The sequence below is a fragment of the Alicyclobacillus shizuokensis NBRC 103103 genome, from assembly GCF_001552255.1.
Taxonomy (GTDB): domain Bacteria; phylum Bacillota; class Bacilli; order Alicyclobacillales; family Alicyclobacillaceae; genus Alicyclobacillus_G; species Alicyclobacillus_G shizuokensis.
Window position 1 is genome coordinate 122251 of record NZ_BCQV01000004.1, and the last position, 26470, is coordinate 148720.

Here is a 26470-nt window from a genome sequence, read left to right on the forward strand (position 1 = left end):
TGCTGCAAACGAGAGCGGGCGGACGCCGCAGGTTTCGGCACGCGGCAGGCTGCCTGCCATCGCCGCTCCGAGCGGCGACGTGGAGGTGGAGGTCCGGTGGACTATCGCATCGCGGACCTTGTCTTTTTGCGTGGGGTGCACCTGTTTGACCGGGTCATTCAGCGTGTGACCCACAGCCCGTACAGCCACGTGGCAGGCGTTGTGCTCCCGGGCCAATTGATGGAGGTCCGTGCCTCGCGGCGCGTCGGGTATCTGCCGCTGTCTGCGTATAAGGGTCTGGCCGACCTGTACACCTGTGACGAATTGAACGAGGATCAACGTGCGGGCATCCGGGACTACGTGCTGCGGGAGTACGGCTATGATTATGATTATTGGTTGATTGCCTGGGAAGGGGTACGCTACCTATTGCACCTGGTGCTGCCGTTCCAGGAGCCGCCGCGCACACGCATCTGTTCGACGCTTTGGTGCGAGGCGTACCGCTCCGTCGGGGTGGACCTGTGCCCGCAGGTCCGTTTTCCGGCTCCGGCCGATCTCGCCCGTTCCTTACGCCTGCGCAAAGTGCGCGCACTGTAAGGCGGCGGCCCATGGGAGGACAGCCCCGCAAGGTCAGATGGGGAAGTTTCGAATCAACTGCCAGGTTTTCTCCAGTTGTTGCCTACGCTCCTCGGGCGCGCTCACATATTCGACGAGAAACGGCACCGCCTCCGGGTGCAGGCGCAGGAAGAGAACGATGCGTGCCTCCTCGCCCGACAGCGGGATGGCAGTGGTCGGCGACCAAGCGCCGGGCGGCGCCTCCGCAGCCGTCGACGCGTGGGATGTGGCCGGCGGCGCATCCGCCGTGGGTCCCGCGGCCGGGACGCCGTCCTTCTTGGCCGCCGCGTCCGCCCCAGCATCGGTGAGGTCGGAGATGGACACGCCCAAGGCCGCGGCCAAGCGGGCCAACGCGCCCGCATCCGGTGTGCGGCGGCCGGTTTCGTACATCGCCACGGCGCTCGCCGACAGTCCCGTTTCCTTGGCCAGACGGGCCTGTGTCCAGCCTTTCTGCTTGCGCCACTCGGCCAGTCTCAGCGGCATGGTTTTCCTCCTTCGCGAGTGGGTTTGCCTCTATTCGGCGTCATCATCCGGGGTATTGACCATATGGTGGGCAGTCAGTGTGAGCCTCTGCAGCATGAACTGGCGGGCATCCCCGGTAATCCCTGTGTCATCCATGGCTCGCTCCATGCAGCTCAGCCACGCCTTCGCGCGGCGCGGCGTAACCGGGTGGGGCAGGTGCCGGGCGCGCATCATCGGCGGGCCATAGGTTTCGCTGTACAGTTGCGGGCCGCCGAAAAACTGGGTCAAGAATGCGTATTGTTTCTCCCGAATCTCGGTAAAATCCTCTGGGAAAATCGGGCGTAAATCCGGGTCTTGCGCCACGTAATCGTAAAAATGCGTGACCAACTCGCGAATCGTGTCCGCCCCGCCAATCATCTCGTAGATGGTGGCTGGACTGGGAATCCCTCGCATGTGGCACACTCCTTTTCTGCGGATAAGCCCTTCAGGGTGGAGCCGTTTTTTCGCAAACCGGTAAAGCCGGCTCACACTCCATAGTATAGCGAATGGTTCGGTCCTCACAAATTCGCTATACTGGAACTAGATGCGTCGGATCTGCAAGGTGCAGCCGACGAGTCAGATGGGAGGTCGGCCATGAATCCGTACGACAGGGCGCATGAATTAGCCAAGGAAATCCGCAACTCCGAGGTATTTCGAAGGCTCAAGGACGCCCGTGAGCGTATCGAGCAGGACCCATCGACTTTACATATGCTGCAGGACTTTCGATTGCGCGAGTGGGAGCTGCAGACCAAAATCATCGACGGCCAGGAGCTTTCCCAGGAGGAGAAAGACAACCTCGCGAGGCTGGCGGAGATTGTCCGCCTCAACCGCGATGTCAGCGAGTACCTGGAGGCGGAGCGGCAATTGACCGTCATGTTGATGGATATTCAGGACATTTTGTCCAAAGTGGTCGAGGATGCGCTCCTGCCGCACCCAGGGCTTGGGGATACCAAAGAAAACGAGTGAAGCGGGAGGGATTGATGTGAAACTGACCTTTCATGGACAGGCGTGTTTTGTCGTTGAAGCGGACGGGCACACCGTTGTGATCGATCCGTTCCTGTCCGGCAACCCGACGGCGGTGGCGAAACCGGAGGACATCCGTGCCGAGGCGGTCCTGCTCACGCACGGCCATGCTGACCACGTGGCCGACGCGGAGGCTATCGCGAAAGCCAACGACGCTCTCATTGTGGCTCCCAATGAGTTGGCCATCCTGTACGGACGGCGGGGCTGCCGGGTGCACCCGATGCATTTGGGCGGGGCGCACGCCTTCGACTTCGGCCGCGTGAAACTGACCCTGGCCTTCCACGGTTCTGCCCTGGAGGACGGGGACCAGCTGCTGTATGCGGGCAATCCCTGCGGATTCTTGCTCACGATGGGCGAAAAGACGTTGTATCATGCCGGAGACACCGCCTTGTTCGGCGACATGCGGCTGCTGGGAGAACTCAACCGCATTGATGTGGCTGCGCTGCCCATTGGCGACAACTTCACGATGGGGCCACAGGACGCCCTCATCGCGGCGGAATGGCTCCAAGCCGGACTGGTGATCCCGATGCACTACAACACGTTTGACCTGATTCGCCAGGATGCGCAGGCATACGTGCGCTCGCTGGCGGAGAAGGGGTTGAACGGGGCGGTTCTCAAGCCTGGTGAGAGCATCGAGGTCTAATTCACAAGGGTACAGCATGCTGCCCATTCGCACTGAACTTCACACCTGCAGCAAGGACGGCGGCCGCTGGGATTCTTCCGACGGCCGCCGATTTGCACCATCGCGCGGGTCAGTGGACTTTGTGCTCGGACATCCGGATCATCATTCGCGCCAGAGCCTGTCGGTCCTGGTCGTCTCCCACATCCCATAAGTCCTTGAGCAGGCGCTCCTGCTCGTTCTTAGGGTCCACCTTGTTGGCCAGGTAGTCTCCCATTTTCTTGGCGACCGCGGTCACCTGGTCTTCGGACATGCCCATCGTGTGCGCCTTGTTCACCTGATCGCCGAGAAACTCTTGCCACCGGTCGAAATTCTCGAGAACGCTCATGCGTTTTCCCTCCTGCCTCTGACGTCGTTCGCTTCATTGACAGCGTGCCGCAATCCCGACCGGAGTATACGCGCTGCCCCTGCAGGCGTGCTGGCTGGTACTCGGCGCGTCAGGCGGGCATACCGGAGGGCGATGCGGCATAGGAATATAGCGCTGGACAAAGACGTGAGGAGGGATGAGGATGCGCAGGCATACACGCCCCGACGCCAGCAGCCGCAGGCGGGCGATGGTTTACGCGGGTGCCCTGGTTGCCTTAGGCGTCTATGGGATTCCTCGGCTGCCGGGGTTGCACCCGGGGCTGGCGGGGACGTTCGCCTTGGTGTGGATCTTGTTTTTGGGGCTGGGCATCGCGGCCAACCTGTACTTCGTGTTTGGCGCCGACCGGGAGCGCGTCCGCATGTTGGAAGAGATGGACATCTATCCCGAAAGGGAGCGGACAAGGTCGGGCTCGCTTGAGCGTGGGTCCCTTTGAGCGGTCGGCCGGTCGATCATTGTCGGCTGCCCCACGCGCACGACGGATGACGGCGCTACAGCCGGCGTGAGCAGACCATGACCACGGCTGCCAGCAGGCAGGCGAGAATCGTCAGTATCGGGGCCAGCGCCCCTCCCAGCAGCGGCACGTTCACTCCACCTCCTGACGCCGACGCGGCACCGGTGGCCTGGGTGCATCCAGAACATCCTTTTGCAGGGAAGTGCCGCGGGTCCTCTCGTTGCGCAACTCGCCGCTGGCATGGGCGGCCAGCATGCGCCCGCGTAGGATGATGTCCTCTCCGTATTTATCGCGCAGCCTGTCCATCACCCTATCCAGACGCTTCCAGCGCCGCGAGGTGCTTTGCACCACTGAGTCGCTTTGAAGGAAACCACGGGGCGCCCAGGCGCTCTCCGCCTCGGGGAACAGACGCAGTTGCACGGGAGTCGCCTCGCCCGGGTACGCCAATTGTTGCACACTGACTCCGAGTAGTCGAATGGGTCGGAACGGTTGCCAATGAGCGCGCACCAGTGTGCACGCTGCCGCGTACACATCCTCTGTCACATCGGTCGGTCTCTCCAGGGTCATGACGCGCGTGATGGTCTCGCGGGTGGCATAGCGGATGGTGACCTGCACAGCCCGTCCGACGGCGCCGTGGCGGCGCAGCCGTCGCCCAACACGGTCGCTGAGATTGAGCAGAATGGTTTGCACCTCTTCCCGGTCAGTGGCGTCCTGCGGCAACGTGATGGAGTGACCGATGCTCTTGTTCGGGGGGCGCACCGGTATGACGGGGCGGTCGTCGATCCCGTTTGACAAGCGCCACAATTCGACTCCGCGTTTGCCAAACCGCCGTTCCAGGACGTGCGGACGCGACGCCGCCACATCGCCGATGGTGGCCAGGCCCATCTCCTTCAAGCGTTGGGCGGTGCGTCGCCCCACCCCCAGCATCTCGTCCACCGACAACGGCCACAACCGGTCGCGCAGGTGGGCGCTACGGATTTCTGTGATTCCCATCGGCTTCTTTCGGTCACTCGCCATCTTCGCCAAAAACTTGTTGGAACCAATCCCGACGGAACACGGTAGTCCCAGCTCGTGCTGGAGCCGCCGCTGGATGGTCCGCGCAATCTCCGTCGGGCTGCCAAACTGGCCACTGCCCCCCACATCGGCGAAGCACTCGTCGATGCTGAATACCTCGACTAGGGGTGTGTACTCGCGCACGATTCGCATCACCTCGCGCGAGTACGCACGGTAGAGGGAGAAGTCCGGTTCAATTAAGATGAGGGATGGGCACACGCGTACCGCCTGTGGCACTGTCATGGTGGCGCGCACCCCAAACCTGCGCGCCTCGTAACTGGCCGTGACGACGACGCCGTGACGGGTCTCCGGGCTCCCCGCCACGGCTGTCGGTTTGCCCCGGTACCGGTGCGGATCGGCCGCGGCGTGGCAGGAGCAGTAAAAGGCGTTCATATCGATATGGAGGATGTCCCGTTCTGCCATCGTGGATGCCTCCGAAGCTGGCTCGTTTGCCTTTCATTGTATCACGACCGGACTCTGGGTAGAACACGTGTTCGTGGTTGCGGGGGAATCGGTTCTGCCTAGGGACTGGTTTCGGCGGCTGGCATCGCAGCGGATTTTCCGTCATACTTAACGTATTACCATTCCTGTGCAGCGTGAAGCGAGTCATCCCCTGTCGTGTCGCGGCTGCATGGTCTAGTGGACGAGGTGACCTCATGGATCTGTCGGAACGTCAATCCGGGCGTCGGCCGGCGCTGTGGAGAACGGCCTGGGAGTGGGTGTGGCCCATCGCCCTCGGTTGTCTGGTGGCTTGGGGCATCCAGAAATGGATTGTCGGGGTGGCGATAGTCCCGTCCGAGTCCATGTATCCCACCATCCCCAATCCCTGCTACATGCTCGTGGATCACCTCGCGACCGAGTTCCACGCTCCGTACGAGGGAGAGGTCGTGCTGTTCCACTGGCCTGACGATCCTTCGAAAATTTTTGTCAAGCGCATCATCGGCATGCCGGGGGACACGATTGTGGTCCGCGATGGACATGTCTATCGCAACGGCAAGCTGCTGCACGAACCTTACCTTGCCCCCGGCGGGACCAAGGGGGATTACGGTCCCTATAAAGTGCCCGCTGGCGAATACTTCATGATGGGAGATAACCGCAACGTCTCGGATGACAGCCGCTTCTGGCAGCACCGGTACGTACCCAGATCGGCAATCGTCGGGCGGGCGGATATGGTCATCTGGCCGCCGGGCAAGGCGCACAGGATTCACTGATGCCGCCGATGAGGCAGGAGGAAACATGAGTGAAAGAACAACGCCAGTTGCGGATTCGGGAAATCGTCAGCCAGTACGAAATTGAAACCCAAGAGGAGCTGATTCGCCGGCTGGAGGAATCCGGCTTCAATGTCACGCAGGCCACTGTGTCGCGCGACATCAAGGAACTGCAGCTGATCAAGGTGATTGGCAGCAACGGCCGCTACAAGTATGCCATTCCCGCGGCCGCGCCGCCGGTCAATCTCGACACCCTGCGGCGCCGTCTGGCCGACGTATTCATCTCCTTGGGGCGGGCGCAAAACCTGATCGTGATCCGGGTGATGCCCGGCAATGCACACGCGATTGCGGCCATGGTGGATGCCCTTTCGATTGACGGGCTGATTGGCACCATCGCCGGCGATGACACGCTCTTGCTCATCTGCCAAGATGAGCCTTCCGCCCTGCGGTTGGAGCAGGAATTTACCGCCGGGTGAGGCTGGGTGCGGTTCCCCTTTCTTCACCGCCGGCAGGCAACCTGTCGGGAGACGGCCCAGGGGAGGGTTCCTGTCACGGGGGCTCTGGGGAGCCACTCCATTCAGAGGCAAGGGGCCGTCCCAGTGCCCTCGGCACGGTGGGAACAGCCCCTCTGTGGTACCTGGGGGTCTTTTTGTCACCAGGGGCGGATGGGGCCGTCGTCCAGACAGCCCGGCCACACCAAGCCGGCGAACACCCGCTCAAACAACCGGGAGGCGTTTTGTGCCTGCGCGGTCCGTTCGATGGACGATGAATCGGGGAAGGAATCTGTCATCTCTCCATCGGGTTACCGACCCTGCTGCCCCACTCGGTCCATGATCCATCGTAGTTCTTGACGTTTTGTCCGGTGTAACCCCGACCGACCGGAGTCGCCGGCATCAGATAGGTATGAAAGAGGCGAAGTACACATGCCGTTGCATCACTCGATTTTGGAATTGGTAGGCAAGACGCCGATTGTGAGACTGAATCGAGTCCCCAACCCTCGGGGAGCCCAGGTGTACGTCAAGCTGGAATCGTTTAACCCAGGCGGCAGCGTCAAAGACCGCCCGGCGCTCAACATGATAGAGGTGGCGGAACGGGCAGGACGGATTCAACCGGGCCGCAGCACGGTCATTGAACCCACCTCCGGCAACACGGGCATTGGGCTGGCCATGGTGTGCGCGGCCAAGGGATACCGCTGCATCATCACCATGCCGGATAACGCCACCGCCGAGCGGGTCAAGATTCTCAGGGCGTACGGGGCCGAGGTGCACCTGACGCCGGCGGCCCAGCGCATGCAGGGCGCGATTGACGTGGCCAACCAGTTGGCGGCGGAGATCCCCGACAGCTTCATCCCTATGCAGTTTGAGAACCCGGCCAATCCGGACGCTCATCGGACGACGACAGCGCTGGAGATCTATGAGGCGTTCGAGGGGAAGCTGGACGCCTTTGTTCTGACGGCGGGCACAGGCGGCACCGTGACGGGCACCGGCGAGGTGCTCAAGGAGAAGATCCCGGGGCTGCGCATCTATGTCGTGGAGCCGGCCGGATCGCCCGTGTTGGCGGGGGGACAGCCAGGTCCGCATAAAATCCCGGGGACGGGCCCAGGGTTCATCCCGAAGATTCTCAACCGGGACATCTACGACGAACTTTTGCACATCGAGGATGAGCAGGCTCAGGTCATGGCCCGTCGTCTGGCCCGCGAAGAGGGCATTTTCGTCGGCGCCTCGGCAGCCGCTTCGGCGCACTTTGCCGTCAAGATTGCCGCCGAGCTGCCGCCAAAGGCGCGCGTTCTGTTCCTGGCGCCGGATACGGGTGAACGCTACCTGTCTTCCGATTTGTTCGCCTGAGGACGAGGGGGAGGGCTATGAAAAAGACGACAGCCGGGCATGTGGTGCGGGCGTTGACGATTGCGGGTTCGGACAGCGGCGGCGGCGCGGGCATCCAGGCCGATTTGAAGACGTTCGCCGCGTATGGCGTATACGGGATGTCCGCCCTGACCGCGGTGACAGCGCAGAACACCCTGGGTGTGCAGGCGGTGGCTTACCTGGATGAGAGCCTGGTGCAGGCCCAGATACGGTCGGTGTTGGATGACCTGGGCGTGGACGCAGTGAAGCTCGGCATGCTCGGGAGCGTAGACATCATGGAGACGGTGGCTGAGGAGTTGGCCGGGGTGGCGGCGCCGATTGTGGTGGATCCGGTGATGGTCGCCAAGGGCGGCGCCAGGCTGATGGACGACGACGCGGCGGCCACGCTGACGGCGCGGCTCCTGCCGCTCGCTACTCTGGTCACGCCCAACCTGCCGGAGGCGGAGACGTTGTACGGTCGGCCCATCGACACCTGGCAGCGGGTGCTGGACGCGGCTGCTTTCCTGTGCCGGCGGGCACAGGCGGTCGTCATCAAGGGCGGGCACGGCGCGGGCATCCTCTGGCAGGACTCGCCATGGCCGGAACTGGCTGCAGACTTGGCCGTGGACACACTCTACGATGGCAGCCGGTACACTCTGTTCGCGACCCCGCGGGCGCGCACCGAGAAGACGCACGGCACCGGCTGCACCTTCTCTTCAGCGGCCGCGGCCGCGCTGGCGCTGGGCGCCAACATCCTCGACGCGGTGGCGGGCGCCAAGGTGTTCATCGATCGGGCCATCCATGGCGCCATGAACTGGGATGTAGGCCACGGCCACGGCCCGACGGACCACTCGGTCCCCACAGTCACGTTCCGCGGCCTGGCGGCCGGGTATGTATATCTGTGGCAGAACGGCGAGTGGACAGCGATACATGAAACCTGAGGAGGAGTTTCTCGTGGATCTTGGGCAAGTACCTTCGTCTGTGGACACAGCCTACTGGCTCAATGGGGTGCGCGAGGCGCGTCCGCTGGTGCACAACATCACCAACTGGGTGGTCACCAACATCGTCGCCAACGCGCTGTTGGCCATCGGTGCCTCGCCGGTGATGGCCTACGCTCGTGAGGAGGTGGCGGATATGGCGCGGCTGGCCGGTGCTGTGGCGCTCAACATGGGCACTTTGGACACCCCGGTGCTCGACTCCATCTGTATCGCCGGTCAGGCGGCCAACGCGGCGGGGGTGCCGGTGGTGTTCGATCCGGTCGGGGTCGGTGCGACTCCGTTTCGAGACGCGGCGGCTGCCCGCGTGCTCTCGGAAGTCCATGTCGACATCCTGCGCGGCAACGCGGGCGAGATAGGCGTGCTGTTGGGTGCGGGCGGCGAGGTCAAAGGGGTCGACTCTGCCGGGGCGGACGTCCACCTGCCCGAGGCAATGAAATCGTACGCGGCCGCGCACGAGTGTGTGGTGGTGGCGACTGGTGAAACGGATTATGTCACGGATGGCGAAACGGTTTGGGAGTTGAACAACGGCCACCCGCTGCTGGCGGCCATCACGGGCTCTGGCTGCATGGCGACGGGCATCCTCGGAGCGTTTTCGGCGGTGGCCGGCCGCGGCGCGGAACGGACGCACCTGGCCCAGGCCGCGGCGGCCGCCCTGACCGCGTACAATGTGGCCGCGGAATTGGCCGCGTCGCAGGCCGCGGGCCCGGGAACGTTCCAGGCGGCCCTATTTGACGCGCTGTACCATCTGCACCCGGAAGTGGTCGCCGCACGGGCGCACATGCGGGTCTGGGGGGCGGAAGGGTGATGGCAACGGCATCGGAACTGGCCAAGCGCCTGCGTGTCTATGTGGTCACCGATGAACGCCCAGACGAGCGGTCGCTCATCGAGACGGTGCGAAGTGCTCTCGCCGGGGGCGCGACCGCCATACAGCTTCGCCGCAAGCAGGAGCTGGGTCGCCGCTTTGTCGAACTGGGACGGGCCTTGCGGGCGCTGGCGCACGAGACTGGCGCGTTGTTCTTTATCAACGACCGGGTGGACGTAGCGATGGTAGTGAACGCGGACGGCGTGCATGTGGGTCAAGACGATATTCCCTGCCGCGATGTCAGGCGGCTGCTGGGACCGGAAAAGGTGATTGGCGTGTCTGCCGAGACCGTGGACGAGGCGCGCCAGGCTGAGGCGGACGGCGCCGATTACCTGGGAGTGGGCGCGGTCTTTCCCACCCAGTCCAAGCCCGACGCCGGCTACACCGGACTGGCCGGCCTGTGCCAGATTGCGGAGGCGGTGCGCATCCCGGTGGTGGCGATTGGTGGCATCCAGATTCAAAACGCTCCGCGGGTGTTGGAACATGGAGCGGACGGTTTGGCGGTGGTGTCTGCCGTGATGAGCGCGCCGCAGCCGGATCAAGCCGCGGCGCAGTTGGCTGCGCTGTTCTGCAAGTCAGGAAAGTGACGAATGCGGTCCCACGGGGACGGTCAGTGTTCCGCAGGGGCTTCAATTGGGCATGCGGCGCGGTCGGCGCGCGTAGCTGCGCAGGGTCTCCAGTCCAAACACAATCAGGGCAGCGCCGGTGAAGATGGCGATGTGCCACAGGGCGTGCAGCAGAACGTGCGAGTCCAGCACACGGTCAAAGTCCGGATAGAAACCGAGGACAATCAGCAGTGCGCCAACGTACGCGGCCAGTGTGGCTTGGGCGGTGCGCCGTTTCATGAACTCACCCCCGTTTCTTCGAGCACAATGTCCGACGGGGACGCGGTCAGCCAGCGGCTGGCCTGCAGGCCAAGGCAGGCCCCGCCCAACAGGTACAGTCCGTGCGCCAGGTAGTGGTGAATGGTTGTGGCTGTGGCCCACGTCTGAACCGATGGCCAATTGACTGCCACCAGGCAGACGGCCATCAGAACCAACGTCAGTGGCACTTGTTTCATTCGACTCACTCCTCATTCGTTCTCGCTGGCCCTCGGTGGGCAGACGCCCGCCAGGCCAGTTGGGTCTAGTTACGTTATCACCCGGTTCGCGAGAAAATAAACCTAGATTGGGAACCCACCTAGATTGGGAGCCGCCGTGCGGAGGTTGACGAGGGTTGCGAGAACAAACGACATCAAAGGTGAAGCGCTGCGGAATCAGATAGGCAGGCGTCGGAAACGGCCCACCACTTCCGCCGTGTCGAGAACGGAGATGAACACGTGCGGATCGATCTCGGTGGCCAGCGCGCGCAGTTCGGCCAGTTCGAGGTGGGTCAGGACACAGACGAGAACGCCCAGATCGGCTTTCGTGTAGGTGCCGTGCCCCTGGATGAGGGTGCTGCCGCGACGCAGGCGCTGCGTGATGGCTTCGGCTATTTCCGCGGACTTCGGTGAGATGACGAGGGCCGTCTTGCGCGCTTGAAAGTTCAGCAGTGCGTTGACAACGCGGGCGGCGGCGAACATGGAGACGAGCGTATACATGCCGGCCTTGACTCCGAAGACGCCGAGCGAGAGCAGCACAACCACCACGTTGACGGCGAACGACACGCCGCCCACGCTCTTGCCGGACACGCGATTGATCACCAGGCTCAGGATATCGGTTCCGCCCATCGATCCACCGACGCGAATGACGAGCCCCGAAGCCAGTCCGGCGAGCACCCCGCCGTAGAGGCTGATGATGAGCGGATCTTCCAGGGGCAGGTCGAGGTGCAGGTGCACCCAGTCGGTCATCAGCGAGAAGCCGAGGATGGCCACACCGGTCAAGAGGATGAATCGCTTGCCCAAGTATTTGTATCCGAGCGCAAACAACGGCACATTGAACAACAGGTAGAGCAGGCCGATGGGCCACCCGGTCAGGTGGTGGATGAGCTGAGTCACACCGGTGATGCCGCCGGAGAGGATGTTGGCCGGGACCAAGAAGTTTTCCAGCGATACCGCGGCCAACAGGTCCGCCAACAGGATGACCACCACGCGCCCCAAGGTCGCCCAGATAGGGTATCCTTTCGACTGGCGCAGTTTTTTCATCGGACGCGACTGCGTGATGGCTTGTTCAACCATGCAAAAACCCTTCCTCTCTGCCTGAGTGGCGGTACGCCTGGGCGACGTGTAGTCTAGTGTGCCACACAGAAGAGTCTATATGATTCGTGGTGGATGGGCGCGAGGCAATGGTGGCAAATTGGTGAAGAGTGTTGTCTTATATAATGGACATAAAGGGATGCATGAAACACTGCTGACCGGAGGTTGCGGGATGACGACGAAGCACGAGCGGATCCTCGAATACATACAGAATTTGCAGGTGGGGGAACGCATCTCGGTGCGGGGCATTGCCCGCGATTTGGGGGTGAGCGAAGGCACCGCTTACCGCGCTATCAAGGAGGCCGAACTGCGTGGGTGGGTCAGCTCCATCGACCGCATCGGCACGGTGCGCATCGACCGTCAGGAAAAACGCGACATCGAGCGCCTGACCTTCGCCGAGGTGGTCGGCATCGTAGAGGGAACGGTCCTGGGCGGACGGGACGGGCTACACAAGACGCTGCAAAAGTTTGTCATCGGCGCTATGCAGCTGCCTGACATCGTGCGCTACATTTCGCCCGGCAGTCTGATGCTGGTGGGCAACCGCGAACAGGTGCAGCGGCTCTCGCTGGAACACGGGGCGGCGGTGCTCATCACCGGGGGATTCGAGGCCTCCGAGGAGGTCCAGCGGCTCGCCAATGAGCGCCAACTCCCGCTTCTGTCCTCTTCTTATGACACTTTCACCACGGCCGCGCTGATCAACCGGGCCATCTATGACCGTTTGATCAAGAAGGACATTCTCTACGTCGAGGACATTGTGGTTCGGCATCCGCTGGCCACCCTGCACCCGGAGCAGACGGTGAGAGACTACCTGAGCTTGGTCGAGTCGACCGGCCACGCGCGGGTGCCGGTGATAGACGAGCGAGGCCACCTGGTCGGTATCCTGACCGCCCGCGACGTGGCGGAGGCGCGGCCGGACGCCCGAATTGAACAATACATGCGCCGCAATCCGTTCTTCGTCACGCCCCAGAGCACGGTCGCCTCGGCGGCCCACCGGATGGTTTGGGAGGGGATTGAACTGTTGCCGGTGGTGGACCAACGACGCTTGGTCGGCGTCGTCAGCCGCCAGGATGTGATCAAGGCCCTGCAGTTGATGAGCCGGCAGCCGCAGGTGGCGGAAACATTGACCGATCTTACGCTGCGCGGCTTTCGCGAAGACCGGGACCAGGACGGCGGGGTACTGGTGGGGGATGTGACGCCGCAGATGACCAACGCGGTCGGCACGTTGGCCACCGGGCCGTTGATGACGCTGATAGAACGGGGGGCCATGCTCTGCCTGGAACGCAGCCGGCACGGCGACATGCGTGTCGAGAATGTGACCCTCTACTTTCTCAGACCCATCTCGGTCGATGGCCGGGTGGCGGTCAAGGCGCGCATCCTCGACAGCGGTCGCCGCTTCGCGAAGGTGGATGTGGAGGTCTATGAACAGGGGCAGTGTATGGCCAAGGCGTTGTTGACGGCGCAGACGTTGGACCGGATTGGCAATCGGGGGTAGAGGAGGAGCCGTGGTGGACGGGTTTGTCCATCTGCACGTGCACAGCGAGTATTCCCTGCTGCAGTCGCCGCTGCGGCTGACGCAGCTGGTGCAGCGGGCGGCGGAGCTTGGCATGCCGGCCGTCGCCCTGACGGACACCCACGCTCTCTACGGGGCGGTGTCGTTCTATACGCTGGCGCGCCAGGCCGGGGTGCGCCCCATCCTGGGCGCCCAGCTGACGGTGGTACGAGACGCTGGGGTGTGGGAACAACCGGGCCGGCCCGCGCCCGACGACCTGGACACGGCGGTGCTGTTGGCGGAGAATCTGCAGGGCTACGCGCACCTGGTGGAGCTGGTCACGCTGACACACACGCGGCCGCGCCTGTTGGCGGTGACGCTAGACGAGGTGGCAGCGCGGGCGGGAGGTTTGATTGCCCTCGTGGGCGGCGGTGAGTCGGCGGTTTTGCGCCGCTTCGCCGCGGGTGACGAAGCGGGGGCGGCAGCCTGGCTGGACGCTTGGCAAGCCGCCATGCCGACCGACAGCCTGTTCTTGGACCTGCAGGACCACGGGGTGCCGGAGGAGCGGCGTGGCCTGCCGGGGCTGCTGCGGGCGGCGCGGGCGCGTGGCCTGCAGCCGGTCGCCACCAATGACGTGCACTACCTCGAACCCTCGGATGCGCCCGTGCAGAGGCTTGTCGCCGCCATCGACGCAGGAGCAGGTTCACCGCGCCTGCAGTCCGATACCTACGCGTTTGTCTCCGGCCAGGAGATGGCCCGGCGCTTCGCCCAGATACCGCAGGCCCTCGCCAACACGCTGGCGATTGCCGAACGCTGTCAGTTGGAACTGCCACTCGGCCAGTTGCGCCTTCCCAAGTATCCACTGCCGGCGGGCGAGAGCGCGGCGCGGGTGCTGCGTCAGGCCGCCGAGGCGGGGGCCGTGCAGCGGTACGGCCAGGTGGGACCAGATGTGCAGGAGCGTTTGCAATATGAACTGCAGGTCATCGAGCAGCTCGGCTTTGCCGACTACTTTTTGGTGGTCGCGGACTTCATCCGCTTCGCCCACCGCCAGGGCATCTCCACCGGTCCAGGGCGCGGATCGGCCGCTGGGAGTCTGGTCGCCTATTGTCTGCGCATCACCGACGTGGACCCCATCGCGAACCAGTTGTTGTTTGAGCGCTTTCTCAACCCGGAGCGGGTCAGTTGGCCGGACATCGACACCGACTTCGAGTACGAGCGGCGCGGCGAAGTCATCCGCTACGTGGTCGAGCGGTATGGGGCCGACCACGTAGCGCAGATTGGCACCTTCGGCACCCTGGCGGCCCGGGCCGCGGTGCGTGACGCTGGCCGCGCGCTGGGGGTGGAGCCGCGGCTGGTTGACCAATTGGCGCGTCATATCCCGTCAGGCCCGGGTATGACGCTGCAGCGCGCGGCCAAAGAGGCGCCCGAGATCACCCGGTTAACGGCCGAAAAGCCGGAACTCCGGCCGCTATGGCAGGCGGCGCAGGCGATTGAGGGGCTGCCCCGGCACACCTCGATTCACGCGGCTGGCGTCGTGATTTCGCCCGATCCGCTGAGCACTCTGGTCCCCACGCAGCCGGGGCCGGATGGGGTGGCTGTCACGCAGTTCGCGATGGAGGATGTGGAGCGGATGGGGCTCATCAAGATGGATTTTCTCGGGCTTCGCACCTTAACCCTGATTGACGCCTGTGTGGAGAGCGTACGCCGACGTACGGGCAAGTCCATCCCCATCCGCGCGTTGCCCGACGGAGACGAGGCCACGTTCGCGATGCTCGGGCGCGGCGAGACGAACGGCTGCTTCCAGCTGGAATCTGCGGGCGTACGGCGCATCCTGCGGCAGATGCGGCCGCACAGGCTGGAGGACCTGATTGCCGTGATCTCGTTGTACCGGCCGGGCCCGATGGAGAACATCCCGACGTTCCTGTCTGCCCGCGAGGGAGAAACACCGATTCGCTACCCACACCCGGATTTGGAACCCATCCTGCGCGACACGTACGGGGTCATCGTATACCAGGAGCAGATCATGCAGATTGCCGCGCGCATGGCCGGCTTTTCGCTCGGTCAGGCCGACCTTTTGCGGCGGGCGGTGAGCAAGAAGAAGCGGGATGTATTGGATGCGGAGCGGGCGCGTTTTGTCGAAGGATGTGTCAGGCGCGGATACGCGGAGCAGACGGCGCACGAGGTGTATGACCTGATTGTCCGCTTCGCCGACTATGGCTTCAACCGTAGCCACGCGGCGGCGTACGCGGTGCTCTGCTACCGCACGGCGTACCTGCGGGCCCACTACCCGGCCGACTTCTTCGCGGCATTATTGTCGCTCGATGCCGGGCACCCGACCAAGCACCAGGAGTACCTGCGCGACGCTCGGCGCCTGGGCATTGAGATCCTGCCGCCGTCCATCCAGGACAGCGGTCCCCTGTACACGGTCGCCGGCGAGCGGCAGATACGCACCGGCCTTTTGTCCATCCGCAACGTGGGGCGCGGGGCGGTGGAAGCGATACTGGAAGCGCGCCGGGAACGGCCGTTCAGCTCCCTGGTCGACGTACTCACGCGCGTGCATCCGCGCCGCTGCAACCGCAAGGCGATGGAGAGTCTGCTGGCGGCCGGGGCACTCGACGTGTTTCTGCCGGACGGCGCGGCGCCGGCGGCCAAGCGGCAGATTCTCGATGAAGCCTATCAAGAAGCCGGGGAGGGTGCCCAGACGCGCGGGCTTGGGTTGACCTTTACGTCCGGGCCCGCGGCCGATGCCGCCGCATCGCTCGGGGCGGCGCGGGCGGGAGGGGACGCTGCAGGGGCTGGCGGGCGTGACCCCTCGGGTGAGGAGGCGCTGTTTGTCCGCTATCATCCGGATCGGCTGGCGGCGGACGGGCTGTTGGCGGTGCAGGAGGTGCTCCATTCCTACCCAGGCAGTTTGCCGGTCGCCTTGTATGATGAGAAGAGACGGCGCGCGCGATTGCTGCCTGGAACGTGGTCGGTGGCGCTGTCGCCGGACTTGATAGGGGCGCTGGAGGAGATTGTGGGGCTCGGCAACGCGCGCGTGGGGCGCTTGCCCAGGGCGAAGCGGCCAGCGTCGCCGTGAGGAAAGGATAGGATGTCCGTGGTGGAAAAGGTTGTCGCGCTGCTGCGCGAGCGAGGCGTGGAGGTCGACCAGATTGCCCAGATTGTATACGACTTGCAAAAGCCCTATCACCGGGAATTGACTCTCTCTGCGTGCACCGAGAGCGTGTTGCATGTGTTGGCGAAGCGGGAGGTGCAGCACGCCATTTTCACCGGCGTGGCGTTGGACATGCTGGCCGAGCAGAAGGCGCTGCCCACCCCCTTGCAGCAGATCATGGAAGAAGACGAACCGCTGTACGGGGTGGACGAAATCCTCGCCCTGTCCATCACCAATGTGTACGGATCGATAGGTTTGACCAATTTTGGCTATCTCGACAAGACGAAGCTTGGCATCATCGGCGTCTTGAACAACCATGCCGGCCGCGTCCACGTGTTCCTGGATGACTTGATTGCCAGTGTGGCCGCCTCCGCAGCCGCTCGCATTGCCCATCAGCACCGGGCCCAATCCTACGATGCGGACAACGTGGACGCATAGTGTCCCTCCTTTTCCGATTGTCCACGGGACATGGTATAATTCATGGAGTTTATTGATGCTGACAGGGGCGATGTGTATGTGGACGGTCATCTACATCGCACAGTCCGAAAAACAGGCTCGGCAGATTGTCGATCGACTGGCTGCAGAAGGATTCCTGGCAAAGGTTCGGCAGACTCGCGTGTCCCGGCAGCAGTTCGAAATCGTCGTTCCTGAGGCGGAACTGGACGAGGTGCAAGAGGTGTTGAACGACATCCTGCACACCTCCAATCCGTAGGCGGCTCGGTCTGATGTGCCCCCGGCTGTTGCGCATAGGCGCGGCGGCGCGGAAGGCAGAGACCGAGGTGAGAGGGTGCTGAAGGACTTGTTTTATAAGAAACGACATCGATACGCGACCGTGGCTCAGACAAACAGGCGACCCAGGCCCGAGATTCCGGACGAGGTGCCGCCGCGCGACGTGCCCAAGGGGTTGGTGGAAAAGTGCAAGGGCTGCGGCGCTCTCCTGATGGCTCGAGAGCTGCAAAAGCACGCGTATACATGTCCACACTGCAACTATCACTTTCCTATCGGGGGTCCGGAGCGGCTGGAAATGCTGCTGGACGAAGGCTCTTTTGAGGAGTTCGACGCCGCCCTCTCGTCCGAAGATCCGCTTGGATTCCCAGGATACCGGGAGAAGGTGGAGAAGGCCCAGCAAGCCACCAACCTGGCGGAAGGCGTGGTCACCGGTGCTGGCCGCATCGACGGCCAGGCGCTGGTGGTCGGTGTCATGGACTCTCGTTTCATTATGGGCAGCATGGGTTCGGCTGTCGGCGAGAAGCTGACACGGGCGATGGAGGCGGCGTTGGCGCGCCAATGCCCGATGGTGTTGTTCACCGCCTCCGGCGGCGCCCGGATGCAGGAAGGGATTTTGTCCCTGATGCAGATGGCCAAGACCAGCGCTGCCGTCAACCGCATGCACGAGGCGGGCATCCTCTACGTCAGCGTCATCACACACCCGACGACCGGCGGAGTCAGTGCCAGCTTTGCGAGTGTTGGGGACATCATTCTGGCCGAGCCTGGGGCGCTGTTCGGCTTTGCCGGGCGCCGCGTCATTGAGCAGACGATTCGGCAAAAACTGCCGGACGATTTTCAAACGGCCGAGTTCATGCTCCAACACGGAATGATTGACAAGGTGGTACACCGCAAGCAGATGCGCGATACACTCGCTACCATCCTGCGCATCCACGCGGCGAGGGGGTGGCAAGATGCCGGGGCAACTGGAGTTTGAACGTCCCATCGAAGAGTTGACCAAGAAGCTGGACGAGGTACGGGCGTTCATGCGTCAGCACGGCATCGACCTGTCCCAGGAGGTGGCCCGGCTCGAAGCCGAGTTGGAACAGGTGAGGGCTCGGGTGTACGGTGAGCTCACGCCGTGGCAACGGGTGCAAATTGCCCGCCAGCCCGGACGTCCGACGACGCTGGATTATATACGGGGGCTGTGCAGCGAGTTCATTGAGCTGCACGGGGATCGCAACTTCCGGGACGATCCGGCCGTCATCGGCGGCATTGGCCTGGCGGACGGCCGCCCCGTGACGGTCATCGGTACGCAGAAGGGCCGCGACACTAAGGAAAATGTCTACCGGAACTTCGGCATGGCCCATCCTGAGGGTTATCGAAAGGCGCTCCGATTGATGAAGCAGGCGGAGAAGTTCGGGAGGCCGGTTGTCCTGTTCATCGACACCGCCGGCGCGTATCCCGGCATGTCCGCGGAGGAGCGGGGGCAGAGCGAGGCCATCGCCCGCAATCTGCTGGAGATGGCCGGGCTTCGCGTACCCACCGTCAGCTTTGTGACCGGTGAGGGGGGAAGCGGCGGCGCGCTGGGGCTTGGGCTGACGGATAGAATCTATGTCCTGGAATACGCCTGGTATTCCGTGATAGCGCCAGAATCAGCGGCAGCCATCCTCTGGAAGGACAGCACGCAGGGGCCGCGCGCGGCCGAACTGATGCGCATTGGCGCCCGCGACCTGGTTGAGCTGGGCGTAGCCGACGGGATGATTCGGGAGCCCGTCGGCGGGGCGCAAAAGAACCCGCAAGAGATGGTCGCCCGTGTCGCCGAGCAGGCGTTGTCGGCCTTGCGCGAATTGGCTCAAAAGCCGCTTGAACAGCTCTTGGCGGAGCGCTATGATAAATATCGCCAGATGGGTATTTATTCGGAGTCGTGAACACGTGTCGGACCCACAACCAGACCGTGCAGGGACCGAGCGGCGGTGCGCGCTGGGAAGAGCAGAAGGGGCGGTGGCGGACAAGGTACGGCCGCCCCGCTTTTGTGGTCCCGGTGGCATGGCCGGTGGCCTGGAACGGTTTTCGGGCCAGTGCTGGAAGCGTGTTGCACTCCCGCCAAGGGACGCTTTGCGTCCCGGCGGGACGCAAAGCGTGCCCAAGGTTTGGCGCAGCGTTCACAAAAGCCTGCGATCCGGCTGCGGTCGTACGCCTTGCCGGCGGCCGGGGTTAGGCGCAAACGGGGAAGTTCGCCCGTCCGAACGGGCGGATACGCGCACGCGGGGGTGGCATGAGTGGAGAGGATTGCGGTATTGACCAGTGGCGGAGACGCGCCGGGCATGAACGCGGCGATTCGGGCCGTCGTCCGCACGGCGATCTACGAGGGATTGGAAGTCGTCGGCATTCGGCGCGGCTACCACGGGCTGATGAATGGCGAGTGGAGTGATATGTCGCTCGGATCGGTGGCGGACATCATCCAACGCGGTGGTACCATCCTGTTTACTGCGCGCTGTGAGGAATTCAAGAGCGCCGAGGGGCAGGACAAAGGCGCCAAACGGCTGCGCGAGGCCGGCATCGACGGGCTTGTGGTCATCGGCGGGGACGGGTCATTCCATGGGGCCTTGGAGCTGTGGAAACGCGGGATACCGACTATCGGCATCCCGGGCACGATTGACAACGACCTGCCCTGTTGCGACGCCACAGTCGGTTATGATACCGCGGTGAACACCGCGATTGAAGCGATTGACAAGATCCGGGACACGGCCACCTCTCATGAGCGGACGTATGTGGTGGAGGTAATGGGCCGGCATGCGGGCGATATTGCCATCCAGGTGGGGCTTGCGGGAGGAGCTGAATCGGTGCTCATTCCGGAAGTCCCGTTTGACATGGATGACGTGATTCGCAAGTTGGAGCGCGGGATGGCGCGCGGCAAGAAGCACTCCATCATCATTGTCGCCGAGGGCGCGGGCAGCGGTATGGAGATAGGAAAATACTTAAAAGAGCACACCGGCTTCGACGTGCGCGTCACGGTGCTCGGGCACATCCAACGCGGCGGTGCGCCCAGCGCGCGCGACCGGGTCCTGGCCAGCCGCTTGGGGGCTTACGCGGTGCGGTTGCTCCGGCAAGGGGTGGGAGGCAAGATGGTCGCCACCTGCAATGGCGAGCTGCACGCTGTCGACTTTGAGACGGTCTTCACCACCCCTAGGCAGCCGGAGCTGAGCCTGCACGAACTCGCGGAGATGCTGTCGATTTAGGCGAGGAGGAAAATCATGCGCAAGACCAAGATTGTATGTACGATTGGACCTGCCAGCGAATCGCCGGAGGTGCTCAGATCGCTCATCGAGGCCGGCATGGATGTGGCGCGGCTCAATTTTTCCCATGGATCCCACGAGGAACACGCCGAGCGCATCCGTCGCATCCGGGAGGCGGCGCAGGCGGTCGGCAAGCACGTGGCCATCATGCTTGACATCAAAGGGCCGAAGATTCGCACTGGGAAGATAGAGGGCGGCGAGGTGGAGCTGTCCGACGGCGCCAACATCACCTTGACCATCGATCCGGTCGAGTGCGGCACCGCTGAGCGGGTGGAAATCTCCTACAAGGGCCTCGTCGAAGACGTCTACCCAGGGGCTCCCATCCGGATCGACGATGGGCTGATTGGTCTGGTAGTGGAAAAAGTTGAGGGGCACGACATCCTGTGCCGTGTCACCAACGGCGGCATCCTGAAGGATCGCAAGGGCATCAACGTACCGGGCGTGACCCTGCGCATCCCCGGGGTCACCGAAAAGGATATCGCCGATATCCGCTTCGGCATCGAGCAGGGAGTGGACCTCATCGCGGCGTCCTTTGTCCGCAAGGCGGCCGACGTGCTGGAAGTGCGCCGTCTGCTGGAAGAGCAGAACTACCAGGCGGACATCATCGCCAAGATTGAGACCCAGGAAGGGTTGGACAGGCTTGAAGAAATTGTCGCCGTCTCGGACGGTATCATGGTGGCCCGCGGCGATTTGGGTGTGGAGATTCCCACCGAAGAAGTGCCGCTGGCGCAAAAGCGCATGATTCGTCTCTGCAACCAGGCGGGTAAGCCGGTCATCACAGCCACGCAGATGCTCGACTCGATGCAGCGCAACCCGCGGCCGACGCGCGCGGAAGCCAGTGACGTGGCTAACGCTATTTTCGATGGGACGGACGCCATCATGCTCAGCGGAGAGACGGCCGCCGGCCGTTACCCGTTGCAGGCGGTGCAGACGATGGCTCAGATTGCCGAACGCGCGGAGCGAGCGCTGGCCGAGGACGAGGTGGCTACGCGCCACCGCACCGATGTGGAGAAAACGGTGACGGACGTGATTGGGCACGCGGTGGAGACGATGGCGGCCGACTTGGGCGTGAAGGCGGTGGTGACCGCTACCACCTCGGGCCATACGGCGCGCATGATCTCCAAACACCGCCCGAACGCGCAGATTGTCGCCGCTACTCCGTCGGACAAGGTGGCGCGGAGGCTGGCGGTGTCCTTTGGCGTGCATCCGGTGGTGGTGGCCGAGGCGCAGACCACGGACGAGGTTCTGGAAACAGCGGTTGATGGCGCACTCGCCGCTGGCTACGTGCAGCCGGGCGACATGGTGATTGTCATCGCCGGGGTGCCCGTCGGGCAGCAGGGAACGACCAACCTGATCAAGGTGCACACCATTGGGGAAGTCGTCGTGCAGGGCCAGGGCGTCGGGCAGAAGGCGGTCAGCGGTCGGGCCGTGGTCGCGAGGCAGACCGAGGACTTGCTGCAGCGCGTCCACCACGGGGATATCCTGGTGACCATGGCCACCGACGCCGACGTGGTGCCCGCCATGGAGCGGGCGGCGGCCATCATCACCGAGGAAGGTGGGCTTACCTCCCATCCGGCGGTGGTCGGGTTGAGCCTCGGCAAGCCGGTGATTGTAGGGGCGCATGAGGCGACCAGTCGCATCAAGGACGGCGAGGTCGTGACGGTGGATGCGGTGCGCGGTCTGGTCTACCGCGGCCGCGCGCAGGTGTTGTAGACGCGGCTTGTGGCCTCGACTGCCAGGGAAATTCGCCCGTTCGTCGGAGGACAAGGCGGCATATATTGCCACAGCTTCCGACGAAGGGAGGGGTGACGATGGACGGAGTGTTCGGTGGATTCACCCGCTGGGCGGTGGTGTTTCTGATCATCTTCGTGCTGTTCATCCTCCTGGTTCCGCACGGGGCCGGCTGTTGATGCGGCAAAAGGTCCAGGGAAGCGGCGGTCTGGGCGTACGACCAGGCTGCCGCTTTTTCTGCGCAAAGAACAGGAAGATTCAAATGAATGCCGAATAGAGCCGAATAGAATAGATGCGTAGAGGAGGCGTCTCTATGATCTCTTTTCCCAAGCCTGACATTGAAGAGTTCTTTCGGACGTATGCCATCACCGGCTTTGCGGTCAGCCGCGACGAGCGGCGCCTCGCTTTTTCGACCAACCTCGGCGGGCAGTACAATCTCTGGGGCCTGGACATCGAACAGGGCTATCCATACCCCCTGACCTACGTGGACCAGGTGCCCCATTCCATTCGGTTTGATCCGCAGGGACGGTACATCCTTGTCGGCTTCGACCGTGACGGGGATGAGAACGTGCAACTGTACGCCATCACTCCAGCGGGTGGATCGCCAACTCCGGTTCGGACCCACGCGGGACGGAGGCACTATCTGGCCGCCGTGTCGGAGGACGGCAACCGTGTGTATTACTGTTCTGACAAGGACAACCATACATACCTGAACGGGTACGTCTACGACCTGAACACCGGAGAGGAGCGCGTACTGTACCAGGGCACGGGGGGCTCCACCCACTTGCTCCAGGTCGCGCCGGACGAATCGAGTTTCGTCTTTGTGCGCCTGTTCGCCAACTCCTACATGGTCGGGTACGTTCAGGCGGGGGATGAGGTGCGGGCGCTCACGCCGGATGAAAACGTCCCCCATGTCGTGTACAGTCCGGAGTATCTCGGCGAGGAGCTGTGGTTTGCCACGGATTTTGGCGAGGACCGAGCCTACTTGGCCAGCTTCAATCTATCCACGGGCTCATTCCAGAAGCGCCTGCAGATTGACGGAGCGGACATTGTTGCCGTCGCCGTGCACCGCCCCAGTCAGACCCTGTATCTGTGCGCCGCCCGCGGCGTCGAGGACCGATTGTACGCCTACCATGTGCCGACTGGGGAGGGGCGGCCCATCGACCTGCCGGTTGCCGTGGTGGAAGACATCCAGGTCGGGGAGAGCGGGATGGTTTATCTGCTGGGACGCAGCGACGTAGATCCGTTCAACCTCTACCTACGCTCGCCGGACGGCGTGTGGCGGAAGCTGACGGATAACCGGGTGATGGGCGTGGCGCGCGAACAACTGTCCGCTGCGGAGGTCGTTCACTTTGCCTCCTATGATGGTCTGGAGTTGGAGGCGCTCTGGTTCCCAGCCAACCCGGAGTCTGCCAACGGGTACACGGTCGTCTGGCCGCACGGAGGTCCGCAGGCGGCGGAGCGAAAGATGTTCCGTCCCTTCTTTCAATATCTGTGCAACCGCGGCTACAACGTCTGGGCGCCCAACTTTCGCGGCAGCACCGGGTACGGCACCAAGTTTATGCGCATGGTCGAGGGTGACTGGGGCGAGGGGCCACGTTTGGACATGCTGGCGAGCATCGAGTGGCTGCTTTCCCAAAAGCGCGCCGACAGGGACAAGTTGTTTCTTGTGGGCGGCAGCTACGGTGGGTACATGACGCTGCTTTTGCACGGTCGGCACGCGGAGTGGTTCCAGGCTTGCGTCGACATTTTCGGGCCGAGCAACCTGTTTACGTTTCTGGAGTCGGTGCCGGATCACTGGAAACCGATAATGCGTCAATGGCTCGGAGATCCAGAGGCGGACAAGGAGCGGCTGACCGCAGACTCGCCTATCACCTACCTGGATGGCATGACCAAGCCCATGCTGGTCATCCAAGGCGCCAATGATCCTCGTGTGGTGAAGGCGGAATCGGACCAGATTGTGGATGCCCTGCGTCAACGCGGAACCGAGGTGGAATACATCGTGTTTGAGGACGAAGGGCACGGGTTCATGAAGAAGCAGAATGAGATGGAAGCCTATCGGCGTATTGTGGAGTTTCTCGACAAACATCGACAATAGGCGGTTGCGAAGGACAAGCGCGGTGACCTGTGCGTGGGTCTTCCCGTAAGGTGGAGTGAACTCATCCTTTCCATCGGGAGGTCGCACGCATGAGCATTCTGTTGGGAGACACCGCGATGTTGATTGCGTTTGAGGTCGTGATGGCCCTCATTGCCCTGCGCATTCTGGTCACCGCGGCGTTAGACCTGAGGGGAACGGTCGATTGGTCCGAGTGGGCCCGTTCGGTTACACGCCCCATGTTGACCGACGCTCTGCCGCTCATCCTTCTCTCCTGGCTGACGACGGCAGACCCGACGCACCTCGTCGCTAACGCCTGGTTCTACGTGGCTGCGGCGTTGATTGTGGTTCGCACTTTGCTTGAACTGCTACGGCGCGTGCGCGGCTGACACAGAGTCCCGTCTCTGCAGAGAAGTTGGCAGGTGTGCGTACACACGGGTCAGGCACTGGAGCCGATCCCCCTTTCTTACGGCCGCCCTGTTGGGCGGCTGTTTTTGACTTCCTCGCCATCAATATTGTCCTCATGTACGTGTTTGTGCCCCCGGGAGCCCGTGTAGCTGTGCAATCCAATGGACGCGGGAGTGCGAGCGAATCCACGCGGCTGGGCCGGTGAAGCACTTGCGGGTCGGCGGCAACTTCGTTAAGATGATGCGTAGTCCCAGCCTCCGCAGCTAGCGCCGTTCTCCGGTTGTCCAAGGCGCGGCGGCGGGCGGATCGACAGAAAGCTGTCTTCTGGAACTTGTGTCGTGGAAACGGCTGTGAACGGGAAGAGTACGGGCTTGACTCCCATCCAGAGAGCCGGGGAGGCTGGAAACCCGGTTGGCGGTCGGCTCGGAATGGGCCCGGGAGCCGGTGTGCTGAAGGCCCCAGACCGGCGATGCACGGCTGAGACCGCTGAGACCGGTCTGCCAGAACGCCAAAACGCGTCTGGAGGTTGTGTAGGCGCATCCGGATGGCCCACGTTACGGGCACGAGTGCGGCAGCCTGGGGCTGTCGAACATGGGTGGTACCGCGGTTTTGTCCGTCCCATACGGGGCGGATTTTTCATTTTCTGGCAAGGAGGGAACCCAAAAAATGAAGCAGGTGTTTTCCGGCATCCAGCCCAGCGGGACCTTGACCATCGGCAATTACCTGGGCGCCATGCGCCACTTCGTCGCTCTGCAGGACGAGGCGGATTGCCTGTTCTGCGTGGTTGACATGCACGCCGTCACCGTCCCGCAGGATCCCAAGCAGCTCTTGCACAACACGCGCAGCCTGGCGGCCCTCTATCTGGCGGCCGGCATCGATCCGAAAAAGTCCATCCTGTTTGTCCAATCGCACGTCCCCGCCCATGCCGAACTCGGCTGGCTTCTGCAATGCATAGTCCACTACGGCGAACTGGGGCGCATGACCCAGTTCAAGGACAAGTCGGAAAGGGCCGAGGTTGTCACCGCAGGGCTGTTCACCTACCCGGCTTTGATGGCCGCGGACATTCTCCTCTACCAAACCGACTTGGTGCCGGTGGGAGAAGACCAAAAGCAGCACCTGGAACTGACCCGCGACCTGGCGGAGCGCTTCAACAACCGCTATGGAAAGACGTTCACGGTGCCCGAGCCGATGATTCCCAAGCTGGGAGCGCGCATCATGAGCCTGGAAGACCCGCTGAAGAAGATGAGCAAGAGCGACACCAGCGCCGGCGCGTACATCTCGATGCTGGACGATCCGGACGTCATCCGCAAGAAGATCTCCCGCGCGGTCACCGATTCGGAGCGCGAGGTGCGGTACGATGTGGAGAACAAGCCTGCTATCAGCAACTTGCTCACCATCTATTCGCTGTTTTCCGGGCAATCGGTGGCGGAGCTGGAGGCACAATACCAGGGGCAGGGATACGGCCCGTTCAAGAAAGACCTTGCCGAGGCGGTGGTCGCGGAGCTGGCGCCCATCCAGGCCCGGTATCGGGAGATCCTGGGCTCGGGCGAGGTGGACAAGATCCTGCGCGAGGGCGCCGAGCGCGCGGCCGAAAAGTGCCGGGCCACGCTCCGGCTGGTGAAGGAGCGGGTTGGCTTTTTGATTTGACCTGCGCCCAGCCGCATCCCGGGCGAGGGCCGTCCAACCGAGGCAGCACCGTCGCCGGGGTGCCCCCATCCGGGGGAACTCAGATTGTCGTCAGGAAAGCAAGGGTTTCTTCTGAACAATATGTGATTTTTCTTTGAAAATTGCCTGTGGTAAGATTTTCGAGAGACAACACGCGTGCAAAGGGAGGCCAGCGGC

The 26470-nt window shown here is 63.2% G+C and carries 28 protein-coding genes and 1 other annotated feature; of the genes, 21 read left to right on the top strand and 7 right to left on the bottom strand.

What is annotated here, in order from left to right; all coding sequences use genetic code 11:
• Positions 1 to 96 precede the first annotated feature (96 nt).
• On the top strand, positions 97 to 573 hold the full coding sequence (locus tag ASH01S_RS02275) for a hypothetical protein (RefSeq protein WP_067922769.1): 477 nt from the start codon (positions 97 to 99) through the stop codon (positions 571 to 573).
• Positions 574 to 606: 33 nt separating this feature from the next.
• On the opposite strand, the gene ASH01S_RS18985 is transcribed toward ASH01S_RS02275, so the two are convergent.
• Complete coding sequence (locus ASH01S_RS18985) at positions 607 to 1074, bottom strand: helix-turn-helix domain-containing protein (protein WP_067922772.1); 468 nt, start codon at positions 1072 to 1074, stop codon at positions 607 to 609.
• 30 nt (positions 1075 to 1104) lie between these two features.
• Positions 1105 to 1506: a globin domain-containing protein gene (locus tag ASH01S_RS02285; RefSeq protein WP_067922775.1), complete on the bottom strand. Its 402-nt coding sequence runs from the start codon at positions 1504 to 1506 to the stop codon at positions 1105 to 1107.
• A 180-nt stretch (positions 1507 to 1686) separates the two neighbouring features.
• Here ASH01S_RS02285 and ASH01S_RS02290 point away from each other — a divergent pair, with 180 nt between their 5' ends.
• Both ASH01S_RS02290 and ASH01S_RS02295 read left to right on the top strand, forming a co-directional pair.
• Entirely contained in the window at positions 1687 to 2058 is a 372-nt protein-coding gene (locus tag ASH01S_RS02290; RefSeq protein ID WP_067922778.1) for a YlbF/YmcA family competence regulator, read from the top strand.
• A gap of 16 nt (positions 2059 to 2074) precedes the next feature.
• Positions 2075 to 2758, top strand: coding sequence for a metal-dependent hydrolase (locus ASH01S_RS02295; RefSeq protein WP_067922783.1), 684 nt, complete (start codon positions 2075 to 2077; stop codon positions 2756 to 2758).
• Positions 2759 to 2867: 109 nt separating this feature from the next.
• Here the strand turns inward: ASH01S_RS02295 and ASH01S_RS02300 are convergent, their stop codons facing one another.
• Positions 2868 to 3122 carry a DUF3243 domain-containing protein gene (locus tag ASH01S_RS02300; RefSeq protein ID WP_067922786.1) on the bottom strand — a complete coding sequence of 85 codons (255 nt, stop codon included), beginning with the start codon at positions 3120 to 3122 and terminating at the stop codon, positions 2868 to 2870.
• A 181-nt stretch (positions 3123 to 3303) separates the two neighbouring features.
• Here ASH01S_RS02300 and ASH01S_RS18930 point away from each other — a divergent pair, with 181 nt between their 5' ends.
• Entirely contained in the window at positions 3304 to 3594 is a 291-nt protein-coding gene (locus ASH01S_RS18930) for a hypothetical protein (RefSeq protein WP_067922792.1), read from the top strand.
• Between the two features lie 150 nt (positions 3595 to 3744).
• On the opposite strand, the gene ASH01S_RS02310 is transcribed toward ASH01S_RS18930, so the two are convergent.
• Positions 3745 to 5088: a DNA polymerase IV gene (locus ASH01S_RS02310; protein ID WP_067922795.1), complete on the bottom strand. Its 1344-nt coding sequence runs from the start codon at positions 5086 to 5088 to the stop codon at positions 3745 to 3747.
• Positions 5089 to 5321: 233 nt separating this feature from the next.
• Between ASH01S_RS02310 and lepB the strand changes: the two genes are divergently transcribed.
• From lepB to thiE, 6 genes are all read left to right on the top strand, one after another.
• A complete protein-coding gene (lepB, locus tag ASH01S_RS02315; RefSeq protein WP_083516744.1) occupies positions 5322 to 5876 on the top strand; it encodes a signal peptidase I in 555 nt (184 codons plus the stop codon).
• A 29-nt stretch (positions 5877 to 5905) separates the two neighbouring features.
• Positions 5906 to 6349 carry an arginine repressor gene (gene argR / locus ASH01S_RS02320; RefSeq protein WP_067922797.1) on the top strand — a complete coding sequence of 148 codons (444 nt, stop codon included), beginning with the start codon at positions 5906 to 5908 and terminating at the stop codon, positions 6347 to 6349.
• A gap of 447 nt (positions 6350 to 6796) precedes the next feature.
• A complete protein-coding gene (gene cysK, locus ASH01S_RS02325; protein ID WP_067922800.1) occupies positions 6797 to 7717 on the top strand; it encodes a cysteine synthase A in 921 nt (306 codons plus the stop codon).
• Positions 7718 to 7734: 17 nt separating this feature from the next.
• Positions 7735 to 8655, top strand: a complete 921-nt coding sequence (gene thiD / locus ASH01S_RS02330; RefSeq protein WP_067922810.1) for a bifunctional hydroxymethylpyrimidine kinase/phosphomethylpyrimidine kinase — start codon at positions 7735 to 7737, stop codon at positions 8653 to 8655.
• 40 nt (positions 8656 to 8695) lie between these two features.
• On the top strand, positions 8696 to 9517 hold the full coding sequence (gene thiM, locus ASH01S_RS02335) for a hydroxyethylthiazole kinase (RefSeq protein ID WP_067922924.1): 822 nt from the start codon (positions 8696 to 8698) through the stop codon (positions 9515 to 9517).
• The gene (thiE, locus tag ASH01S_RS02340) at positions 9517 to 10161 is read left to right on the top strand and encodes a thiamine phosphate synthase (RefSeq protein WP_067922927.1); all 645 of its coding nucleotides are present in this window, start codon (positions 9517 to 9519) and stop codon (positions 10159 to 10161) included. The genes thiM and thiE overlap by 1 nt, the downstream gene beginning before the upstream one ends.
• A 42-nt stretch (positions 10162 to 10203) precedes the next feature.
• Here the strand turns inward: thiE and ASH01S_RS02345 are convergent, their stop codons facing one another.
• From ASH01S_RS02345 to ASH01S_RS02355, 3 genes are all read right to left on the bottom strand, one after another.
• On the bottom strand, positions 10204 to 10419 hold the full coding sequence (locus ASH01S_RS02345; protein ID WP_067922812.1) for a hypothetical protein: 216 nt from the start codon (positions 10417 to 10419) through the stop codon (positions 10204 to 10206).
• Entirely contained in the window at positions 10416 to 10634 is a 219-nt protein-coding gene (locus ASH01S_RS02350; protein ID WP_067922815.1) for a hypothetical protein, read from the bottom strand. The genes ASH01S_RS02345 and ASH01S_RS02350 overlap by 4 nt, the downstream gene beginning before the upstream one ends.
• Before the next feature lie 195 nt (positions 10635 to 10829).
• A complete protein-coding gene (locus ASH01S_RS02355; RefSeq protein ID WP_245628898.1) occupies positions 10830 to 11729 on the bottom strand; it encodes a YitT family protein in 900 nt (299 codons plus the stop codon).
• 190 nt (positions 11730 to 11919) lie between these two features.
• Between ASH01S_RS02355 and ASH01S_RS02360 the strand changes: the two genes are divergently transcribed.
• The 11 genes from ASH01S_RS02360 (at position 11920) to trpS (ending at position 26275) form a co-directional block, all read left to right on the top strand.
• Entirely contained in the window at positions 11920 to 13239 is a 1320-nt protein-coding gene (locus ASH01S_RS02360; protein ID WP_067922818.1) for a DRTGG domain-containing protein, read from the top strand.
• A 13-nt stretch (positions 13240 to 13252) separates the two neighbouring features.
• On the top strand, positions 13253 to 16315 hold the full coding sequence (gene dnaE, locus ASH01S_RS02365) for a DNA polymerase III subunit alpha (RefSeq protein WP_067922820.1): 3063 nt from the start codon (positions 13253 to 13255) through the stop codon (positions 16313 to 16315).
• Positions 16316 to 16327: 12 nt separating this feature from the next.
• Positions 16328 to 16828: a phosphatidylglycerophosphatase A family protein gene (locus ASH01S_RS02370; protein WP_067922822.1), complete on the top strand. Its 501-nt coding sequence runs from the start codon at positions 16328 to 16330 to the stop codon at positions 16826 to 16828.
• 76 nt (positions 16829 to 16904) lie between these two features.
• Positions 16905 to 17102, top strand: a complete 198-nt coding sequence (locus ASH01S_RS02375) for a glutamate decarboxylase (protein WP_067922934.1) — start codon at positions 16905 to 16907, stop codon at positions 17100 to 17102.
• A 75-nt stretch (positions 17103 to 17177) separates the two neighbouring features.
• Entirely contained in the window at positions 17178 to 18092 is a 915-nt protein-coding gene (accD, locus tag ASH01S_RS02380; protein ID WP_083516746.1) for an acetyl-CoA carboxylase, carboxyltransferase subunit beta, read from the top strand.
• Positions 18070 to 19026 (top strand): acetyl-CoA carboxylase carboxyltransferase subunit alpha, encoded by a 957-nt coding sequence (locus ASH01S_RS02385; protein WP_067922824.1) that lies wholly within the window; start codon positions 18070 to 18072, stop codon positions 19024 to 19026. Before accD ends, ASH01S_RS02385 begins: the two co-directional genes overlap by 23 nt.
• 351 nt (positions 19027 to 19377) lie before the next feature.
• A complete protein-coding gene (gene pfkA / locus ASH01S_RS02390; protein WP_067922826.1) occupies positions 19378 to 20337 on the top strand; it encodes a 6-phosphofructokinase in 960 nt (319 codons plus the stop codon).
• A 15-nt stretch (positions 20338 to 20352) separates the two neighbouring features.
• Positions 20353 to 22107: a pyruvate kinase gene (gene pyk / locus ASH01S_RS02395; protein WP_067922829.1), complete on the top strand. Its 1755-nt coding sequence runs from the start codon at positions 20353 to 20355 to the stop codon at positions 22105 to 22107.
• A gap of 331 nt (positions 22108 to 22438) precedes the next feature.
• A complete protein-coding gene (locus tag ASH01S_RS02400; RefSeq protein WP_067922843.1) occupies positions 22439 to 24223 on the top strand; it encodes a S9 family peptidase in 1785 nt (594 codons plus the stop codon).
• 89 nt (positions 24224 to 24312) lie between these two features.
• Entirely contained in the window at positions 24313 to 24609 is a 297-nt protein-coding gene (locus ASH01S_RS02405; RefSeq protein ID WP_067922848.1) for a hypothetical protein, read from the top strand.
• Between the two features lie 360 nt (positions 24610 to 24969).
• Positions 24970 to 25252: a binding site (T-box leader), on the top strand.
• Positions 25253 to 25294: 42 nt separating this feature from the next.
• Positions 25295 to 26275 (top strand): tryptophan--tRNA ligase, encoded by a 981-nt coding sequence (trpS, locus tag ASH01S_RS02410; RefSeq protein ID WP_067922851.1) that lies wholly within the window; start codon positions 25295 to 25297, stop codon positions 26273 to 26275.
• Positions 26276 to 26470: the final 195 nt, after the last annotated feature.

What these genes read in the sequence shown, in the direction of transcription:
- ASH01S_RS18930 (WP_067922792.1), top strand. Translation starts at nt 3,304, where the DNA reads ATGCGCAGGCATACACGCCCCGACGCCAGCAGCCGCAGGCGGGCGATG.
- thiE (WP_067922927.1), top strand. Translation starts at nt 9,517, where the DNA reads ATGGCAACGGCATCGGAACTGGCCAAGCGCCTGCGTGTCTATGTGGTC.
- ASH01S_RS02300 (WP_067922786.1), bottom strand. Translation starts at nt 3,122, where the DNA reads ATGAGCGTTCTCGAGAATTTCGACCGGTGGCAAGAGTTTCTCGGCGAT.
- ASH01S_RS02285 (WP_067922775.1), bottom strand. Translation starts at nt 1,506, where the DNA reads ATGCGAGGGATTCCCAGTCCAGCCACCATCTACGAGATGATTGGCGGG.
- trpS (WP_067922851.1), top strand. Translation starts at nt 25,295, where the DNA reads ATGAAGCAGGTGTTTTCCGGCATCCAGCCCAGCGGGACCTTGACCATC.
- ASH01S_RS02290 (WP_067922778.1), top strand. Translation starts at nt 1,687, where the DNA reads ATGAATCCGTACGACAGGGCGCATGAATTAGCCAAGGAAATCCGCAAC.
- ASH01S_RS02375 (WP_067922934.1), top strand. Translation starts at nt 16,905, where the DNA reads ATGTGGACGGTCATCTACATCGCACAGTCCGAAAAACAGGCTCGGCAG.
- lepB (WP_083516744.1), top strand. Translation starts at nt 5,322, where the DNA reads ATGGATCTGTCGGAACGTCAATCCGGGCGTCGGCCGGCGCTGTGGAGA.
- ASH01S_RS02385 (WP_067922824.1), top strand. Translation starts at nt 18,070, where the DNA reads ATGCCGGGGCAACTGGAGTTTGAACGTCCCATCGAAGAGTTGACCAAG.
- ASH01S_RS02400 (WP_067922843.1), top strand. Translation starts at nt 22,439, where the DNA reads ATGATCTCTTTTCCCAAGCCTGACATTGAAGAGTTCTTTCGGACGTAT.
- ASH01S_RS02405 (WP_067922848.1), top strand. Translation starts at nt 24,313, where the DNA reads ATGAGCATTCTGTTGGGAGACACCGCGATGTTGATTGCGTTTGAGGTC.
- thiD (WP_067922810.1), top strand. Translation starts at nt 7,735, where the DNA reads ATGAAAAAGACGACAGCCGGGCATGTGGTGCGGGCGTTGACGATTGCG.
- ASH01S_RS02310 (WP_067922795.1), bottom strand. Translation starts at nt 5,088, where the DNA reads ATGGCAGAACGGGACATCCTCCATATCGATATGAACGCCTTTTACTGC.
- ASH01S_RS02360 (WP_067922818.1), top strand. Translation starts at nt 11,920, where the DNA reads ATGACGACGAAGCACGAGCGGATCCTCGAATACATACAGAATTTGCAG.
- ASH01S_RS02355 (WP_245628898.1), bottom strand. Translation starts at nt 11,729, where the DNA reads ATGGTTGAACAAGCCATCACGCAGTCGCGTCCGATGAAAAAACTGCGC.
- ASH01S_RS02350 (WP_067922815.1), bottom strand. Translation starts at nt 10,634, where the DNA reads ATGAAACAAGTGCCACTGACGTTGGTTCTGATGGCCGTCTGCCTGGTG.
- pyk (WP_067922829.1), top strand. Translation starts at nt 20,353, where the DNA reads ATGCGCAAGACCAAGATTGTATGTACGATTGGACCTGCCAGCGAATCG.
- ASH01S_RS02345 (WP_067922812.1), bottom strand. Translation starts at nt 10,419, where the DNA reads ATGAAACGGCGCACCGCCCAAGCCACACTGGCCGCGTACGTTGGCGCA.
- ASH01S_RS02370 (WP_067922822.1), top strand. Translation starts at nt 16,328, where the DNA reads ATGTCCGTGGTGGAAAAGGTTGTCGCGCTGCTGCGCGAGCGAGGCGTG.
- cysK (WP_067922800.1), top strand. Translation starts at nt 6,797, where the DNA reads ATGCCGTTGCATCACTCGATTTTGGAATTGGTAGGCAAGACGCCGATT.
- ASH01S_RS18985 (WP_067922772.1), bottom strand. Translation starts at nt 1,074, where the DNA reads ATGCCGCTGAGACTGGCCGAGTGGCGCAAGCAGAAAGGCTGGACACAG.